The sequence below is a fragment of the Microcella frigidaquae genome (genome assembly GCF_014200395.1).
Lineage (GTDB): Bacteria > Actinomycetota > Actinomycetes > Actinomycetales > Microbacteriaceae > Microcella > Microcella frigidaquae.
Window position 1 is genome coordinate 914123 of record NZ_JACHBS010000001.1, and the last position, 16507, is coordinate 930629.

Consider the following 16507-nt stretch of genomic DNA (forward strand, 5'->3'; position numbering starts at 1 on the left):
GATGCTAACGAACTTCGGCGCGCGAGTCGAGCCTCAGCGTGCTTCGGGCCCGAATGAGTGAGGATAGAGCCCGGGATCGCGGCCGTGCACGGCCGCACCGAGGGGAGCAGAGATGCCGAGTCCGCACACGCTGGCCGAGACCGAGGAGCAGGTCGCCGGCAAGGTCGGAAGCCTGCCGCTCGACGTCGAGGCGATGGCGGTCATCTCCAACCTGTTCCGCGCCGCCAACGCGACCCGTAACTACCTCGAGCGCAGCGTGCTCGCCGCGAGCGGCCTGTCGTGGACGGCCTTCGTCGTGCTCTGGGTCACCTGGATCTGGGAGCCCATCGAAACCCGGCAGATCGCCGAGGAGGGCGGCTTCTCGAAGGCGACTCTCACCGGGGTGCTCGGCACCCTCGAAGCGAAGGGCTACCTGTTGCGGGCGCGCAGCGAGCGCGACGGCCGCCTGGTCGACGTGACGATGACCCCCGAGGGTCGCGCCCTCATGAGCACCCTCTTCCCCGCCTTCAACCAGCACGAGTCGACGCTGACCGGCAGCCTCTCGAGCGCTCAGCGCCGCGAGCTGGCCGACATGCTGCGGGCGATCACGCACATCGCCGAGAACGATCGGTAGCGCATCCGCTTCAGGATGCGGCGCTGGGGTCGTACCGATCCCCTACCGCTCGACACCCCGGGTCGGTTAGTATCGCCCAGAACGTTCGTATCCGAACGACTCGCGACAGCAAGGGAGCAACCGCGTGCATCAGGTTGAGTTGGCCGGCCTCACCGTCGACACCCGGCACTACATCGGCGGCCAGCGGTTCGCGAGCGAGCAGACGTTCGAGAGCATCTCCCCTATCGACGGCACCGTGCTCGCCCATGTCGCCCGCGGCGGCGCGGGCGAGGCCGACGCCGCCGTCTGGGCCGCCCGCAACGCGTTCCCCGGCTGGCGCGACCTCGGCCCCCAGAGTCGCGGCGCCATCCTGCACCGACTCGCCGACCTCATCGAGGCGAACATCGAGCCGCTCGCGCAGCTCGAGACCCTCGACAACGGATCGCTGCTGCGCAGCCACCGCCGCGGCGTCATGCCGCGCGTGGCCATGAACATCCGCTTCTTCGCCGACTGGGCGATGCAGAGGCTCGAGCACCCGGTCTGGCAGACCCGCGGGCACGACAACGTCGTCACGTGGGACCCCTCGGGCGTCGCCGCGATCATCACCCCCTGGAACGCGCCGCTCATGCTCGCCACCTGGCGCATCGGCCCGGCCCTCGCCGCCGGGGACACGGTCGTGCTGAAGCCCGCGGAGTGGACGCCGCTGACCGCGAGCGTTTTCGCCGATCTGGCCGAGCAGGCCGGGATGCCCCCGGGCGTGTTCAACGTCGTGCAGGGCTACGGCGCCGAGGTCGGTGCGGCCCTCGTGGCGCATCCCGGAATCGCCCGCATCGCGTTCACCGGCTCGGTGCCGACCGCGAAGGCGATCATGCGCTCGGCGGCCGACAACCTCACCCCCGTCAGCTTCGAGCTCGGCGGCAAGAGCCCGTTCATCGTCACCGACGACGCCGACCTCGACCTCGCCGTCGATCTGGCGATCGAGCAGTACGACAACGCCGGCCAGGTGTGCCTCTCGGGCACGCGCCTGCTCGTGCACGAGAAGATCGCCGACGCCTTCGCCGAGCGCGTCGCGGCCCGCGCCGCGCAGATCGTGCAGGGCGACCCGCGCGACGAGGCGACGCAGATCGGCCCGCAGATCCACCGCGTGCACCTCGAGCGGGTCGCCGGCTTCGTCGAGCGCGCGCAGGCCGACGGGGCGCAGATCGCCTTCGGGGGCGGGCCCAACGACGATCTCGGCGGCCTGTACTTCCGGCCCACCCTCATCACCGGCGCGAAGCCGGGCAGCGAGATCCTCACCGCCGAGGTGTTCGGCCCCGTACTCGCGATGCAGACCTTCGCCACCGACGAGGAGGCCGTCGAGGTCGCCAACGCGACCGAGTATGGCCTCGCCGCCGTCGTCGTCTGCGGCGACCGCGAGCGCGCCGAACGGCTGACGAAGAATCTCGTCGCCGGCACCATCTGGGTCAACTGCTTCTTCGTCCGCGACCTCGCCGCCCCCTTCGGCGGCAGCAAGAAGAGCGGCATCGGCCGCGAAGGCGGCGTGTGGTCGTTCGACTTCTACGCCGACGTCAAGAACACCGTCTACGCACCCGCAGGGTGGAAGGAGTAAGTCATGGGAAAGGTCGTCGGCGCCGCGATCCTCGCGCACGTGCCCACCATCATGCTGCCGCAGGACGTGCGGTACGACTTGAACGAGGGCAAGGAGATCACTCTCGTTCCCGGTCTCAAGCGCCTGCGCGCGGAGGTCATGGAGACCCTCGACTACGACACCGTCGTCGTGCTCGACTCGCACTGGGCGACCACGGTCGAGTTCGTCATCACCGCGCAGGCAGAGCGCAGCGGGCTCTTCACGAGCGAGGAGCTGCCGCGCGGCATGTCGCAGATCCCCTACGCCTTCAAGGGCGACCCCGAGCTCGCCCGCGCCGTCGCGAACTACGACGAGAAGAACGGCACCTGGGTCACGCCGATCAGCGACCCGCACCTGCCGATCTTCTACGCCACCGTCAACCTCTGGCACTACCTCGGGCGCGGGCTCGACAAGCGCTGGGTGAGCATGTCGGTCTGCCAGACGGCGACCACCGACGACTTCCTGCGGGCCGGCCGTGCGCTCGGCGAGGCCATTCGCGACAGCGACCGCAAGGTGCTGCTGCTCGCCTCCGGCGCGCTGTCGCACACCTTCTACAAGCTGCGCGACCTGCGCAAGCACGAGGCCAGTGACCCGAAGCACATCTACAGCCCGGAGGCGCGCGAGGCCGACCTCGAGCGCATCGAGCGGATGAAGGCCGGCGACCACAAGCGCATCCTCGACACCATGGACGAGTTCAAGAAGTTCAAGCCCGAGGCCAACTTCAGCCACTGGCTCACCATGGCCGGCGCGACCGGCGAGGAGGCCAACACGGCCAAGGGCGTCATGTACTCCGAGTACGAAAACTCGATCGGCACCGGCCAGGTGCACATCTACTTCCCCGAGCCGGAGGGCGGCTTCCCGCTGCCGAAGGACGTCACCCTGTCGCGCGACGATTCTGTCGAGGCGGGTGCCGCGTGACCGAGTACCGCCGCATCCTCCTCGACGGGGCGGCCGTGCAGGTGGTGCGGCACGGCGACGAGCTGCGCGCATCCGATGGCCGCACGGTCGGGGTCGACGAGGCGGTGCACCTGCCGCCCACCGAGCCGACCAAGATCATCGCGGTGCACCTGAACTACCCGAGCCGCAGCGACGAGTTCATGACGAAGCTGCCGCCGGCACCCACGTACTTCCACAAGCCGATCACGGCGCTCAACAGCCACAAGGGCGCCGTCGTGCGTCCGCGCGGCTGCCAGTGGCTCAACTACGAGGGCGAGATTGTCATCATCATAGGCAAGACCTGCCGCAACGTCTCCCCCGCCGAGGCGGGCGACTACATCGCCGGGTACTCCGTGGGCAACGACTTCGGTCTGCACGACTTCCGCGACACGGATGCGGGCTCGATGCTGCGCGTCAAGGGCAGCGACACGCTCGCCCCCGTCGGGCCGGGGCTCGTGACCGACTGGGACTTCCGCGGCAAGACGATCCGCACCCTCGTGAACGGCAAGGTCGTCCAGGAGGACTCGACCGACACCATGGAGTGGGACATGCACTACCTGGTGGCCGACCTCGCCCGCACGATCACGCTCGTGCCGGGCGACATGATCTACTCGGGCACGCCCGCGAACTCGCGGCCGGTGCAGCCGGGCGACATCGTCGAGGTGGAGGTCGACGGCCTCGGCCGCCTCACCAACCACGTCGTCGAGGGCCCCGAGCCGATCCGCACCGACGTGGGCGCCCAGCCGACCTCGAGCGAGGAGGTCGTCTCGACCGCGCTCGGCGGCGACTGGGAGTTCCGCGGCATCCGCACCCCGTCGAAAGACCTGTACCCGTCCCGTATCGAGGAAGCCAGCACCGAGGAGAAGAACTGATGATCAAGATCTACGTCGACATGGACAAGTGCCAGCACTACGGCCAGTGCGTGTTCGAGGCTCCCGAGGTGTTCCAGCTGAATGCCGACGACAAGCTCGAGTACCAGGCCGAGGCGCCCGATGACATGCTCGCCGACCTCGAGTCGGCGGCCGACGTCTGCCCCATGCAGGCGATCTTCCTCACCAAGGAGTAGTCGGCGATGACGGATGCTCCGCTGCTGATCGTCGGAGCCTCGATGGCGGGCCTGCGCACCGCCGAGGGTGCGCGGCGCGCCGGCTATGCGGGGCCCATCACCTTCCTCGGGGCCGAGGCGCACGCGCCGTACAACCGGCCGCCGCTGTCGAAGGAGCTTCTGCAGACCGAGGGGCAGGGTCACGCCGACGTGGCCTTCCCGATCCGCTCGGCCCTCGAGGAGGGCGTGGAGTGGGTGCTCGGCCGGGCGGCCACCGCGCTCGATGTCGAGCAGCGCGTGGTGGTCGACGAGACCGGGCAGGAGCATCCGTACCGCGCGCTCGTGATCGCGACGGGGCTGCGCCCGAAGCCGCTGCCGATCGAAACCCACGGGCTCGGCGGCATCCACGTGCTGCGCACGCTCGACGACGCCGTCGCCCTGCGGGCCGCGCTGCGACCGGGCGCGAACGTCGTCATTCTCGGCTCGGGCTTCGTCGGCTGCGAGATCGCGGCGACGGCGGCGAAGAACGGCGCGAACGTCTCGATAGTGTCGCAGAGCCGCGTGCCGCTGCAGCGCGCGCTCGGCGCCCAGCTCGGCGCCGAGATGCGGCGACGGCACGAGGCGCACGGGGTGCGCTTCTTCTGCGGCGAGTCGCTGTTCGGCCTGGTCGGCGAACCCGATGTCGAGCGCGTCATCCTGACGAGCGGCGTGATGCTCGAGTGCGACGTGCTGGTCGTCGCGATCGGCAGCGACCCGAACACCGAGTGGCTGCAGGGCTCGGGTCTCGACGCGACCGACGGTGTGCTCGTCGACGCGGGCCTGCGCGCCATCGGTGTCGATGGCACCGTGCACCCCGAGATCGTCGCCGTCGGCGATGTCGCCCGCTATGCGAACCCGCTGTTCGACGACGTTCCGCGTCGGGTCGAGCACTGGAACCTGCCGACCGAGACGGGCAAGCGCGCGGGCGCGATCCTCGCCGCGCAGCTCGCCGGCCAAGACTGCGCACCGCTCGTCGCCGAGGGCTTCGCCCCGCTGCCCTCGTTCTGGAGCGACCAATACGACGCCCACGTTCTCGCCTTCGGCATGACGTACCTCGCCGACCGCAGCGAGCTCGTCGCGGGCGCGCTCGACGACGAGTGCGTGCTCGAGTACTACCGCGGCGACGAGCTCGTCGGCGTCTGCGGCATCGGGATGCGGAGCCTCGTGCAGAGCTACCGCACGCGCTTCGCCGCGCCCGCGCGGGCGTAGCCCGGCAGAGCGTTCTCGTCCGTTCCGACCCCCGGGCAGCGCCGACGTACTGTTGTCGCATGGTCTTCCGTCGCTTCGTCGCGCGCATCTTCTGGACGTTCAGCCGCTGGAGACTGGTGAGCGAGCCGGCCCCCGACCGCCCGACGGTGCTCATCGGTGCCCCGCACACGTCGAACTGGGATTTCGTGTTCATGCTCGGCATCGCGTGGAAGCTCGACATGCGCTTCCGCTGGCTCGGCAAGAAGAGCTTGTTCCGCGGCTGGCGGGGGCCGATCATGCGCGGCCTCGGCGGCATCCCCGTCGACCGCGAGTCGCCGGCTGCGGTCGTCGGGGAGGTGCTGGAGCGCATCCGCGCCGGAGAGATCTTCGGCCTCGTCGTCACCCCCGACGGCACCCGCAAGGGCCACACGCACTGGAAGTCGGGCTTCTACCGCATCGCGCGCGAGGCGGGCCTGCCCGTCACGCTCGGTTACGTCGACCGCACCACGATGACGACCGGCCTCGGGCCGACGATCGAGCTGACGGGGGATGTCGCTGCCGACATGACCGTGATCCGCGCGTTCTACGCCGACAAGTCGGGCGTGCGCCCGGAGCACCGGGTCGAGCCGCGTCTGCGCGAGGAGCTCGCGTCCTAGCTGCCGTGTGAGCGACCACGTCGCTCGGCCGCGCGCTGCAACCTCTTATCTCGAGTCCAGAGGGTCGCCCCCGGCGCCAGCGTGACCGAGGCGAGCAGGTGAACGTCGACGAGGCTCAACCCCTGGCCATACAGCTCGTGCGCATCGACGAACCGCGCGACCTCGCCGTGGCTGGCCACCGGTGACGCTGGCAGGTTCGCGAGCATCCCCAGCACGGTGTCGCGGTCGCGCAGGGTCCCGAGTGAGAGCTCTCCGATAACCATGGGGTGCTGCAGCACGGCGCCGCGACCGAGCGCATCGACCAGGGCTGGCTCTGAGTGGTGGAGGTGGTCGATCCAGATCGACGTGTCGACGACGATCACGACTCAGGCGACGTCGCGATGCCGCGGTGCCGCGCTCGCCGACGGGTCGCTGCCGCCGAGAAGAGCGAGTCGACGAGCGCTCTCGCGCTCGATCAGCGCGGTGAGACCCTCGCGGAGCAGCGCAGTGCGCTCGGTCGTCCCGCTCAGCTCAGCCGCCTTCGCGAGCAGGTCGTCGTCGAGCGTGACCGTCGTTCTCATGCACGCAGATTAGCACCAGATGATGCGCTGTGCCATGCCTACTCGTACTCGGGTGTGCGTGGACACCTCGCCCTCACCGCGGTGCCGAATCGCGCTGTTGCAATGTGCCTCTCGCGGCACGTGCCGCGAGAGGCACATTGCAGCAGAGGACTATGCAGTCTGGTGCCAGCGGGCGTGGACTCGCTCGATGAATGGCAACTCATCCGCCGCGGTCGCCCTGTCCAGTCCGTAGTGCGAGCGAAGCGCCGCTGCGAACACCTCACTCAGCTCCGCAGACGACAGGCCGCCATCGAGACCGTCACGCAGAGTGCTGACGAGGTCGTCGTACTCCTCGTCGTCATCCGGGCGAATGTCTGCGTCGTCGTAGACCCCGAGAAGGTCGTACTCGAAGAGCAGGTCGGCCAGCAGCATCGAGCGGTCGTCGAAGCGATCGCGCAGGCTCATCCTCTGCTACACGTTGAAGCGGAACTCGACCACGTCGCCGTCCTGCATGACGTAGTCCTTGCCCTCGATGCGCGCCTTGCCGCGCGCGCGGGCCTCGGCGACCGAGCCGCACTCGACGAGGTCGTCGAAGCCGATGACCTCGGCCTTGATGAAGCCCTTCTCGAAGTCGGTGTGGATCACGCCGGCGGCCTGCGGGGCCTTCCAGCCCTTGCCGATCGTCCAGGCGCGCGACTCCTTCGGGCCGGCCGTCAGATACGTCTGCAGGCCGAGCGTGTCGAAGCCAATGCGGGCCAGCTGGTCGAGGCCGCTCTCGGTCTGGCCGGTCGAGGCCAGCAGCTCGGCAGCGTCCTCCGGGTCGAGGCCGATGAGTTCGCTCTCGATCTTCGCGTCGAGGAAGACAGCCTTGGCGGGGGCTACCATCGCCGCCAGCTCGGCCATGCGGCCCGCGTCGCCGAGCACGCCCTCGTCGACGTTGAACACGTAGATGAACGGCTTCGCGCTCAGCAGGCCGAGCTCGCGGATCGGCGAGGCGTCGAAACCCGCGGAGGAGAGGGTGGTGCCGGCCTCGAGCAGGGCGCGAGCATCCAGCGCCGTCTGCAGCACGGCGGGGTCGACCTTCTTGCCCTTGACCTCCTTCTCGTACCGCACGATCGCCTTCTCGAGCGTCTGCAGGTCGGCAAGCATCAGCTCGGTGTTGATCGTCTCCATGTCGCTGGCCGGGTCGACCTGGCCTGCGACATGCACGACGTCGCTGTCGGTGAAGGCGCGCACCACCTGCGCGATCGCGTCGGACTCGCGGATGTTCGCCAGGAACTGGTTGCCCAGGCCCTCGCCCTCGCTCGCGCCCTTCACGATGCCCGCGATGTCGACGAACGACACCGTGGCGGGCAGGATGCGCTCACTGCCGAAGATGCCCGCGAGCACCTTCAGCCGCGGGTCGGGCAGCTCGACGACGCCCACGTTGGGCTCGATCGTCGCGAACGGGTAGTTCGCGGCGAGCACGTCGTTCTGCGTGAGCGCGTTGAAGAGGGTGGACTTGCCGACGTTGGGCAGGCCGACGATGCCGATAGTGAGAGCCACGAGGGACCAGCCTACCGGCGGGACGGCGGGCGGGTGGGTGGAGCGGGCGTGGCTAGCGTGGGGGCATGAGCTCCACCGCCTCCGCCGACTTCACTTCGCCGCCCGCCGACCGCACCCGCCCCGAGCTGCGCGGCACGTTCGGCATGGCGGCGAGCACGCACTGGCTCGCGACCGCGACCGCGCAGTCGGTGCTCGAGCGCGGCGGCACCGCCGTCGACGCCGCCGTCGCCGCAGCGTTCGTGCTGCACGTCGTCGAGCCGCACCTCAACGGACCGGGCGGAGACCTGACGGCGATCGTGGCGCCCGCGGGAGAGCATCCGTTCGTGCTCGCCGGTCAGGGCGCCGCCCCTGCCGCAGCGACCATCGAGCACTACCGCGGGCTGGGGCTCGACGAGATCCCGGGCGCGGGGCCGCTCGCCGCCGCCGTGCCCGGCTCGGTCGTCGCCTGGCTGCACCTGCTGGCGACGCGCGGCACCTGGGAGCTGCGCGACGTGCTCGCCCCGGCGATCGGCTACGCGCGCGACGGGCACCCCGTGCACGAGAACGTGGTGCGCACGATCCGCGCGGTCGCGCCGCTGTTCAAGCAGCACTGGCCGACGTCCGCGGCGCAGTGGATGCCCTCCGGCCGCATCCCGGAGCCCGGCGACATGATCACCAACGCCCCCTGGGCCGCCCTGCTCGAGCGCCTCACGGCTGCGGGCGACCCCGCCGGCACACGCGAGGCCCGCGTGCACGCGGCCATCACGCTTTGGACGCAGGTCGTGGGCGAGGCGGTCGAAGAGTTCGTGGGGACGCCCGTGCGGCACTCGATCGGCGGCGAGCTGCCCGGCGTGCTGACGGCCGCCGACCTCGTGGCGTACGCGCCCGCCGAGGAGGAGCCGGCGTCGCTGACCTTCCGCGGCGTGCAGGTGCTCAAGGCCGGTCTGTGGACGCAGGGGCCGGCCCTGCTGCAGTCGCTCGCGATTCTCGACGCGGTCGCTGCCGAGCGGGGCGACGTGGGGCTCGACCCCTCGACGGCGCTCGGCGTGCACACGATCACCGAGGCGCTCAAGCTCGCGCTCGCGGATCGCGACGCCTGGTTCGCCGACCCCGCTGCACTCGTCGCGCGCAGGATCGACCCCGCCTCACTGCTCGCCGACCTGCTCGACCCGGCCTACGCCGCCGAGCGTGCCGCCCTCATCGGCGAGACCGCCTCACGCGAGGTGAGACCCGGTCGCCCCGGCGGGCGCGAGCCCTGGATGCCGCCGGTGCGCGAGGCGGGCACCGCCGCCGCTCCCCTGCCGGGCTCGGGCGAGCCGACGCTCGACCGCGCGGGGCGTCAGCGCGGCGACACCTGCCACCTCGACGTCGTCGACTGCCACGGCACGCTGATCTCGGCGACGCCGTCGGGCGGCTGGCTGCAGTCGTCGCCGACGATCCCCGCGCTCGGCTTCTCCCTGGGCACGCGCCTGCAGATGATGTGGCTCGACGCCGCGTCTCCGTCGGCGCTCGAGCCGGGCATCCGCCCCCGCAGCACGCTGTCGCCGACGATTCTCGCGCGCGAGGGGCGCGTGGTCGAGGCGCTCGGCACGCCGGGCGGCGACCAGCAGGACCAGTGGCAACTGCTCTACCTGCTGCGCCGTATCGTCGGCGGCTACGAGCCGCAGCAGGCGATCGATGCGCCCATGTTCCACACCGACGCCATGGTCGCCTCGTTCGAGCCGCGCACCGTGCAGACCGCGTCGCTGACGGTCGAGTCGCGACTCGGCGACGCGGTGATCGACGAGCTGCGGGCCCGCGGGCACGCCGTCACCGTCATGGGCCCGTGGAGCCTCGGCCGCCTCAGTGCCGTCGGCATCGACCCCGATCGAGGGTGGATGTTCGCCGCGGCCAACTCGCGGGGCCACCAGGGCTACGCTGCGGGCCGCTGAGCCGCGATCAGCCCAGGGGCCTTTCCTCTGGAGCCAATGTGCCTCTCGCGGCACGTGCCGCGGGAGGCACATTGGCTCAGCAGAACATTCGCCACCGCGGCCGAGCACCCTCAAAGGTATGATCTAACTCATGCCCCACGGCTTCGAGCGCATCGTCGCGCACCCCGAGCGTCCTGCCCACTCCGGAGATCGCATCGGCGCGCTGCCCGGCGACACGATCGCCGCCCGCCTGCGGCTCGACGACTGGCACGACGTGACCGTGCGGGTGCTGCACCCCTTCACGTGGGACGCGAAGTTCCGCGGCTTCCGCATCGACGAGCTCGCCGTCACCCCGGCCAGGCCGCGCACCCTCGTGAGCGGCGCCTACTCGGTCGCCGACGCCGCCGTGCTCAACCACGACGACGTGCGCGGCACCCTGACCCCCTTCGACTTCCCCGAGGGCGAGCGGCACGACGGCGTGCTCTACCGCACGGTCGGGCACTCCCCCGAGCCGCACGAGCGTTACCAGGACGCCGCCGGCTGGTGCACCGCCGCCGGCCGCGACGCCGACGGCCGGCCGGTCGCCCTCGCAACGGCGCTCGACCGCAGCGACTGCGTGCTGCTCGACCTGCTCGCCGACGACCACGGGCTCACCGTGCAGACGCGCCTGCCCTGGCAGACCTTCCGGCCCGCCGAGCTCCCGGCAACGGATGCCCTCCCGGGCCTGCTCGTGCGCCACGGGCTCGGCGACCACGAGGCTGCCGAGGGCTGGCTGCGCGCGCTGCTCGCGGCGAGCATCCCGAACCGCGCCGCCGACATGTCGCCGCCGCTCATCGCCGACACCTGGGGCTTCGGCACTGACATCGACCCTCAGAGGGTGACGGCGTTCTTCGACGTCGCCGCCGACCTCGGCGTCGAGGTCGTGACGGTCGACAAGGGCTGGGAGGACCACGTCGGCGACTGGAACGCCCAGGCCGGCTACACGGGCGGCGTCGCCGGCATCGCCGCGCTCGCGCACGACCGCGGCATGAAGCTCGGGCTGTGGGTGGGCGCGGGCAACGCGGCTCCCGACTCGGCGGTCGCGACGGCGCACCCCGACTGGCTCGCCACCTGGAACGGCCGCCCGCAGATCGTGTCGCACCGCACCCACTCGCTATGCCTCGGGCACGAGCCCGCGCGCGACCACGTGCTCGCCTGCCTCGACCGCCTCGTGCGCGACGGCGTCGACTGGCTGCTGCATGACTTCGAGACGATCAGCCGTTGCGACGCCGACCACCACACCCACGACCCCGGCGCGGGCGAGGCGGCGGGCGTGAGCGGCTGGTACCACGTGCTCGCGACGCTGCGCGAGCGGCACCCGCACCTGCTCATCGAGAACTGCTGGAACGGCGGCAAGCCCCTCGACCTCCAGATGATCGCCCACCACGACACGACGATCGGCGACGACTGGTGCCGGTCAGAAGAGAACCGGCTCGCGGCCCTCGGCCTCGGCACGTACCTACCGTCGTCGTGGACCAGCAAGTACATGGGCGACGAGCCGCACCTGCCGTTGCGCGCGCAGCTCGCGCCCTACCTCGTGGGCGGCCCCTGGATCCTCATGGGCGACCTGCCGGGCTGGAGCGCCGAGCACCGCGACACGATCGCGCGCGGTGTCGAGATCTACCGCGCCTGGCGCACCGCGGCGACGGATGCTCGCGCGGTGCCACCCGTGCTCTCGGGCCCTCCCGCTGGGGTGTGGGGCTCGGCGGCCGGCGTCACCGGACTCGCCTACAGCCCCCGGCCCGACGGCGCGCAGCTCGCCGCCTTCGCGGTCTCCGACGTCGGGATCGGGCAGGTCGTGCGGTGGCATCCCGCGCTCGACGCGAGCGGATCGGCGGCGGTCGACGCGTGGATCGTGCGGGACGAGTGGAGCGGCGCCGAGCATCGAGTCTCCGCGGCCGAGCTTGCCGCGGGCATCCCGCTCGACACGGCGCGCGCCGACGGCCTCGCCCTCAGCGTGCGCCCCGCCTGACCCGACCGCTCCCTACGCGAGCGAGGGCACGACCTCCGCGTCGACCACGGGCATGATGTCGCGCACGATCGCCTCGAGGATGCGGGCGTTGAACTCGACGCCGAGCTGGTTGGGCACCGTGACGAGCAGGGTGTCCGCATCCCGCACCGCCTGATCGCGCGCCAGCTCCGCGGCGATCACGTCGGGCTCGCCGATGTACGAGCGGCCGAAGCGCGAGCGCGCGCCATCGAGCATGCCGACCTGGTCGCGCTGCTCGCCCTGCGCCTGCACGCCGAAGTAGTAGGCGGTCTCTTCGTCGATGATCGGCAGGATGCTCCTGCTGACCGACACGCGGGGCTCCCGCGTCCAGCCGCGGGTCGCCCAGGTCTCGCGGAACATCGCGATCTGCTCGGCCTGCAGCTCATCGAACGGAACCCCGGTGTCCTCCGTGAGCAGGGTCGAGCTCATGAGGTTCATGCCCTGCTCGGCCGTCCACACGGCGGTCGCGCGGGTGCCGGCGCCCCACCAGATGCGGTCGTATAGACCCTCCGACTGCGGGGTGACCGCCTGCGGGCGGTCGGTGCCGATCATGCGCGGGTTGCCCGGCGCGAAGCCCTCGCCGTCGATCGCGCGGCGGAACAGGTCGGTGTGCTCGCGGGCCATGTCCGCATCCGTCTGCCCGTCGGCCGGCTCATAGCCGAAGTACCGCCAGCCGTCGACGACCGTCTCGGGTGACCCTCGGCTGATGCCGAGCTGCAGGCGGCCGCCGCTGATGAGGTCGGTCGCGCCCGCCTGCTCGGCGAGCGACCAGGGGTTCTCGTAGCGCATGTCGATGACGCCGGTGCCGAGCTCGATGCGGCTCGTGCGAGCAGCCGCGGCCGCCATCATCGGGAAGGGGTTGGAGTGGTTCTGGGCGAAGTGGTGCACGCGGTAGTACGCGCCGTCGACGCCGACCTCCTCGGCCGCCACCGCGAGCTCGATGCCCTGCAGCAGGGCATCGGCGCCCGAGCGCGTGCGCGATCCGGCGACACCCATCCAGTTGCCGAACGACAGGAACCCCAGCTTCGTCATGCTCGGGTCAATGCGTGTGCATGCAGAACTATTCCCGCGCGGGCGCCTCGGCAGCCGCATCCGACGCGGACAGCGCTGGCCCGGACCGAACGGGCCCCGGAATCGTCGCCCCCGGCCGCGTCGTCAGGTACACGCCGGCCAGCACGATGAGGCCGCCGATCACCTGCCAGATCGTCAGTTGGTCGCCGAGCGCGACCGCGATGACCGCGGTGAACACCGGCAGCAGGTTCAGGAAGACGCCCGTGCGCGAGGGGCCGAGCTGGGTGACGGCGACGTTCCAGAGCAGGTACGCGAGCGCGCTCGGGAAGACGATGATGATCGCGAGCCCCCACCAGCCCTCGGTCGAGGGCTGCGCCTGGATGCCCACGAGTGCCATGACGGGAGCGAGCATGAGGGCGCTCATGCCGACCTGCACGGTCGTCGCCGTGATCGGCGGGGTCTGGATGCGGCGGCTGATGATCACGTAGGCCGTCCAGGCGAGGATCGCGCCGAGGATCAGCAGGTCGCCGATCGCGACGGTCACCCCGGCGGGGCCGGCCGGGCCGCCGAGCAGCACGACGATGACGACGCCGACGAACGAGATCGCGATGCCGAGCACACCCCCGCGACGGATGCGCTCCCCCAGCACCACGACCGCCGCGAGCGCAATCACCGCGGGGTTGATGGCGCTGATCACGCTCGCGTTGACCGCCGAGGTGGTGTCGAGCGCTGCATAGAGCAGCAGGGTGTACCCGACCATGCCCAGCACGGCCTGGACGATGTGGATCCACCACTCCTTCGCCGCGAGCTTCCACTTGTCGAGCTGGTCGCGCTCGATCCACAGCGTGATGACGAGCAGGATCGGGAACGCCCCGAGCCAGCGGAAGAAGGTGAGCTCGAGCGGGGTGAACTCGGCGATCACGCGGTCGCCGACGACGAAGTTCATCGCCCAGAACAGCTGGGCGAGCACGGCGGGCGAGTAGCGGCGGAGCAGGTGCACCCGTCAAGGCTAGAGCCGTCATGCATCCGCTCCCCCGCGCGCGAGCCCGCGCATCCGCGCGCCGGGAGGGCGGCGTCGGCGGCCCGTGCCACCATCGAGGGGTGCCGCTGGACTTCACCGCGATCGACTTCGAGACCGCCAACAACCACGCGGCCTCGGCGTGCTCGGTCGGGCTCGTGAAGGTGCGCGAGGGTCGCGTCGTCGACACGGCCAGTTGGCTGATCCGCCCGCCGTTCGGCTTCGACGACATGCTCGAGTGGAACACCCGCATCCACGGCATCACGGCGGCCGACATCGTCGACGCGCCCCTGTGGGCCGATCAGGTGGATGCTCTGCTGGAGTTCGTCGACGGCGACACCCTCGCCGCCCACAACGCGGGGTTCGACATGGGCGTGCTGACCGCGGCGCAGCAGGCGAGCGGGCTCACGGTGCCGAGCCTGTCGTACGTGTGCAGCCTGCGGGTCGCCCGTAGGACGTACCACCTCGACTCGTACCGGCTGCCCGTGGCGGCGATGGCCGCGGGCTTCGAGGACTTCCCGCACCACGACGCCCTCGCCGATGCCGAGGCGTGCGCCGCGATCATCGTGCACGCGGCGAAGCGGCACGACGTGACCGAGCTGGCCGACCTGGCGCGGGCATGCGGCACGGCCGTCGGGCGCACCGGCGTGGCGGCCGAGGCCGAGGCGGCCGACCGTCGGCCGGCCGCGCTGGCCTAGGGCCGCGCAAGAACGGGCGGCTCAGGCCGTGCGCACGACCGCGCTGACGGGCGTCGGGTTGGCGAACAGGTCGAGCACGGGGCAGTGCGCGTCGACGACTTCGCGCAGCTGCTGGTAGCGCTCGTCGCTCTCGGGGCCCGTGATCGTGATCGTGAGCCGCACGTCGCTGAAGCCGGCCCGCACGGTCTCGTCGATGCCGAACAGGCGGCGCGCATCCAGATCGGCTTCGGCGTCGATGCGGATGTCGTCGACCTCGATGCCGAGCCCCTGCGCGTAGAGGCGGTAGACGACGATCTGGCACGAGATGAGCGCCCCGAGCGCGTACTCGACGGGGCTCGCGGCCACGTCGTCGCCCGCGAGGGCGCCCGGCTCGTCGACGAGGAACGTGTGCTTGCCGGCGCGGATGCTCGAGGCGACCGAGCCCTCACCCTCGCCGCTGACACGGTAGGTGAGCTGAGCGGTGGTCGGGTCGGCGCCGATGCGCGCGCCCCAGGCGGAACCCGCCTCGATGAGTCGAGCCGCGCGCTCGTCGGCGCTGACCTCGGGAACGGACGGGGAGGCGGAGGGTGCGGTGAGAAGAGTCATGAGGGCGACGGTACGAGGGGATGCCCGCCCCGTCGACCCCGCCCGTCACACGGCGTCGCGGCGCGTCACGGGGCGTCACGCGGCGTCACGAAGCGCAACACAGTATGCGGCTTCAGCGGTCGCAGCCGCCCGACTTGTCGGCGCGTGAACCGGGAACGCTGAGGTCGCGCAGGCCCTTGTAGGCGTAGGGGTCCTCCCCCGCCACCATGACGATGTCGCGGAAGTCGTACTCGGCGAAGTACCGCCCCTCGCTGTTCTGCCACGGCAGCAGCGACTCGGCGCTCATGTAGTGGTTCACCAGCGCGCGCCGGTAGCCGTGCGTGCCGCTGTTCTCGAGCGAGCGGTGCAGCAGGTAGCCGTTGAAGAAGAGCGCCGCGCCGGCCGGCACCTCGACGGCGACCGCGTCATCGTCGGTGTAGGGGAACCCGTAGGCCTCGTCGGTGCAGTCGAAGCGCTCGTCGGTCTGCTCGCGGTCGGGGTAGAGCACGCCGCGCGCGTGCGAGCCGGGCAGCACCCAGAGGCAGCCGTTGTCGGTCGTCGCGTCGTCGAGGGCGATCCAGACCCCGGCGAGCGAGCGGTCGCGCGTGGGGATGAAGTGCTCGTCCTGATGCCAGGCCTGCCCCGGCTTCCCCTCGCTCTTGATGAACAGCATCGACTGCATGGCCTTGACGTTCGGGCCGATCACCCGCGTGAGGCCGTCGACGATCCGAGGGTGCCGCATGATCTGCCGGGCAACGTCGCTGATCTTGTGCGGGTGGTGGATGCAGAGGTACTGCCGCAGCACGTCGGCGTCGGACTGGCCCGGGTGAGCATCCGCCACCGCGTCGCCCGCGCCGTCGACCGGATTCAGCCCTGCTCGACAGATTCGGAGGGCCTCGGCATTGACGGCGTCGACCTCGGCGGGGGTGAGCGCGCCGCGCAGAATCGCGTAGCCGTCGCGGGCGTACTGGGCGACGAAGTACTCGTCGATGCTGTCGTGCATCACGAGCGGGGCATGAACGGCCGTGGTCATGCGATACATCATACCTTTGCGGCTCGGCGGTGGGACTCCGCACAGCCGCGCCTTCGCCCGCAGATTGACTCCGAAACGGCGGCTTGAGCAACACAAAG

General features: G+C 70.9%; 18 protein-coding genes. 10 read left to right on the top strand and 8 right to left on the bottom strand.

Annotation, left to right across the window (positions count from 1 at the left end):
• Positions 1-112: 112 nt before the first annotated feature.
• The 7 genes from BJ959_RS04540 to BJ959_RS04570 all read left to right on the top strand — a co-directional run bounded on the left by BJ959_RS04540 (position 113) and on the right by BJ959_RS04570 (position 6083).
• Positions 113-613, top strand: coding sequence for a MarR family winged helix-turn-helix transcriptional regulator (locus tag BJ959_RS04540; protein WP_153982853.1), 501 nt, complete (start codon positions 113-115; stop codon positions 611-613).
• 124 nt (positions 614-737) lie between these two features.
• Positions 738-2201, top strand: coding sequence for an aldehyde dehydrogenase family protein (locus tag BJ959_RS04545; protein ID WP_153982854.1), 1464 nt, complete (start codon positions 738-740; stop codon positions 2199-2201).
• 3 nt (positions 2202-2204) lie between these two features.
• Positions 2205-3137 (top strand): DODA-type extradiol aromatic ring-opening family dioxygenase, encoded by a 933-nt coding sequence (locus BJ959_RS04550; RefSeq protein ID WP_153982855.1) that lies wholly within the window; start codon positions 2205-2207, stop codon positions 3135-3137.
• Positions 3134-4027, top strand: a complete 894-nt coding sequence (locus tag BJ959_RS04555) for a fumarylacetoacetate hydrolase family protein (RefSeq protein WP_153982856.1) — start codon at positions 3134-3136, stop codon at positions 4025-4027. Before BJ959_RS04550 ends, BJ959_RS04555 begins: the two co-directional genes overlap by 4 nt.
• A complete protein-coding gene (locus BJ959_RS04560) occupies positions 4027-4221 on the top strand; it encodes a ferredoxin (RefSeq protein WP_153982857.1) in 195 nt (64 codons plus the stop codon). The genes BJ959_RS04555 and BJ959_RS04560 overlap by 1 nt, the downstream gene beginning before the upstream one ends.
• Positions 4222-4227: 6 nt before the next feature.
• A complete protein-coding gene (locus tag BJ959_RS04565) occupies positions 4228-5448 on the top strand; it encodes an NAD(P)/FAD-dependent oxidoreductase (RefSeq protein WP_153982858.1) in 1221 nt (406 codons plus the stop codon).
• A 59-nt stretch (positions 5449-5507) separates the two neighbouring features.
• On the top strand, positions 5508-6083 hold the full coding sequence (locus tag BJ959_RS04570) for a 1-acyl-sn-glycerol-3-phosphate acyltransferase (protein ID WP_153982859.1): 576 nt from the start codon (positions 5508-5510) through the stop codon (positions 6081-6083).
• On the opposite strand, the gene BJ959_RS04575 is transcribed toward BJ959_RS04570, so the two are convergent.
• The 4 genes from BJ959_RS04575 to ychF form a co-directional block, all read right to left on the bottom strand.
• Positions 6080-6445, bottom strand: a complete 366-nt coding sequence (locus BJ959_RS04575; RefSeq protein WP_153982860.1) for a PIN domain-containing protein — start codon at positions 6443-6445, stop codon at positions 6080-6082. The genes BJ959_RS04570 and BJ959_RS04575 overlap by 4 nt on opposite strands.
• A gap of 3 nt (positions 6446-6448) precedes the next feature.
• On the bottom strand, positions 6449-6643 hold the full coding sequence (locus BJ959_RS04580; RefSeq protein WP_153982861.1) for a type II toxin-antitoxin system VapB family antitoxin: 195 nt from the start codon (positions 6641-6643) through the stop codon (positions 6449-6451).
• Positions 6644-6793: 150 nt separating this feature from the next.
• Complete coding sequence (locus tag BJ959_RS04585) at positions 6794-7087, bottom strand: hypothetical protein (RefSeq protein WP_153982862.1); 294 nt, start codon at positions 7085-7087, stop codon at positions 6794-6796.
• Between the two features lie 6 nt (positions 7088-7093).
• The gene (ychF, locus tag BJ959_RS04590) at positions 7094-8167 is read right to left on the bottom strand and encodes a redox-regulated ATPase YchF (protein WP_153982863.1); all 1074 of its coding nucleotides are present in this window, start codon (positions 8165-8167) and stop codon (positions 7094-7096) included.
• 65 nt (positions 8168-8232) lie between these two features.
• On the opposite strand from ychF, the gene BJ959_RS04595 reads away from it, so the two are divergent.
• Positions 8233-10077 (top strand): gamma-glutamyltransferase family protein, encoded by a 1845-nt coding sequence (locus BJ959_RS04595; protein ID WP_153982864.1) that lies wholly within the window; start codon positions 8233-8235, stop codon positions 10075-10077.
• A 130-nt stretch (positions 10078-10207) separates the two neighbouring features.
• Positions 10208-12067, top strand: a complete 1860-nt coding sequence (locus tag BJ959_RS04600; RefSeq protein ID WP_153982865.1) for a glycoside hydrolase family 36 protein — start codon at positions 10208-10210, stop codon at positions 12065-12067.
• 12 nt (positions 12068-12079) lie between these two features.
• Here BJ959_RS04600 and BJ959_RS04605 read toward each other — a convergent pair whose 3' ends face one another.
• Together BJ959_RS04605 and BJ959_RS04610 are read right to left on the bottom strand one after the other, a co-directional pair.
• Entirely contained in the window at positions 12080-13117 is a 1038-nt protein-coding gene (locus tag BJ959_RS04605; RefSeq protein WP_153982866.1) for an LLM class flavin-dependent oxidoreductase, read from the bottom strand.
• A 28-nt stretch (positions 13118-13145) separates the two neighbouring features.
• Positions 13146-14096, bottom strand: a complete 951-nt coding sequence (locus BJ959_RS04610) for an EamA family transporter (protein ID WP_153982867.1) — start codon at positions 14094-14096, stop codon at positions 13146-13148.
• 101 nt (positions 14097-14197) lie between these two features.
• Here BJ959_RS04610 and BJ959_RS04615 point away from each other — a divergent pair, with 101 nt between their 5' ends.
• Positions 14198-14812 (top strand): exonuclease domain-containing protein, encoded by a 615-nt coding sequence (locus BJ959_RS04615; RefSeq protein WP_153982890.1) that lies wholly within the window; start codon positions 14198-14200, stop codon positions 14810-14812.
• Positions 14813-14833: 21 nt separating this feature from the next.
• On the opposite strand, the gene BJ959_RS04620 is transcribed toward BJ959_RS04615, so the two are convergent.
• Together BJ959_RS04620 and BJ959_RS04625 are read right to left on the bottom strand one after the other, a co-directional pair.
• Positions 14834-15397, bottom strand: a complete 564-nt coding sequence (locus BJ959_RS04620) for an OsmC family protein (RefSeq protein ID WP_153982868.1) — start codon at positions 15395-15397, stop codon at positions 14834-14836.
• Positions 15398-15509: 112 nt separating this feature from the next.
• The gene (locus tag BJ959_RS04625) at positions 15510-16409 is read right to left on the bottom strand and encodes a phytanoyl-CoA dioxygenase family protein (protein WP_153982869.1); all 900 of its coding nucleotides are present in this window, start codon (positions 16407-16409) and stop codon (positions 15510-15512) included.
• Positions 16410-16507 lie beyond the last annotated feature (98 nt).

Excerpts from the sequence above, each read along its gene's own strand:
- BJ959_RS04585 (WP_153982862.1), bottom strand. The coding sequence starts at position 7,087 with ATGAGCCTGCGCGATCGCTTCGACGACCGCTCGATGCTGCTGGCCGAC.
- BJ959_RS04550 (WP_153982855.1), top strand. The coding sequence starts at position 2,205 with ATGGGAAAGGTCGTCGGCGCCGCGATCCTCGCGCACGTGCCCACCATC.
- BJ959_RS04605 (WP_153982866.1), bottom strand. The coding sequence starts at position 13,117 with ATGACGAAGCTGGGGTTCCTGTCGTTCGGCAACTGGATGGGTGTCGCC.
- BJ959_RS04600 (WP_153982865.1), top strand. The coding sequence starts at position 10,208 with ATGCCCCACGGCTTCGAGCGCATCGTCGCGCACCCCGAGCGTCCTGCC.
- BJ959_RS04540 (WP_153982853.1), top strand. The coding sequence starts at position 113 with ATGCCGAGTCCGCACACGCTGGCCGAGACCGAGGAGCAGGTCGCCGGC.
- BJ959_RS04620 (WP_153982868.1), bottom strand. The coding sequence starts at position 15,397 with ATGACTCTTCTCACCGCACCCTCCGCCTCCCCGTCCGTTCCCGAGGTC.
- BJ959_RS04570 (WP_153982859.1), top strand. The coding sequence starts at position 5,508 with ATGGTCTTCCGTCGCTTCGTCGCGCGCATCTTCTGGACGTTCAGCCGC.
- BJ959_RS04565 (WP_153982858.1), top strand. The coding sequence starts at position 4,228 with ATGACGGATGCTCCGCTGCTGATCGTCGGAGCCTCGATGGCGGGCCTG.
- BJ959_RS04560 (WP_153982857.1), top strand. The coding sequence starts at position 4,027 with ATGATCAAGATCTACGTCGACATGGACAAGTGCCAGCACTACGGCCAG.
- BJ959_RS04580 (WP_153982861.1), bottom strand. The coding sequence starts at position 6,643 with ATGAGAACGACGGTCACGCTCGACGACGACCTGCTCGCGAAGGCGGCT.
- BJ959_RS04595 (WP_153982864.1), top strand. The coding sequence starts at position 8,233 with ATGAGCTCCACCGCCTCCGCCGACTTCACTTCGCCGCCCGCCGACCGC.
- BJ959_RS04625 (WP_153982869.1), bottom strand. The coding sequence starts at position 16,409 with ATGACCACGGCCGTTCATGCCCCGCTCGTGATGCACGACAGCATCGAC.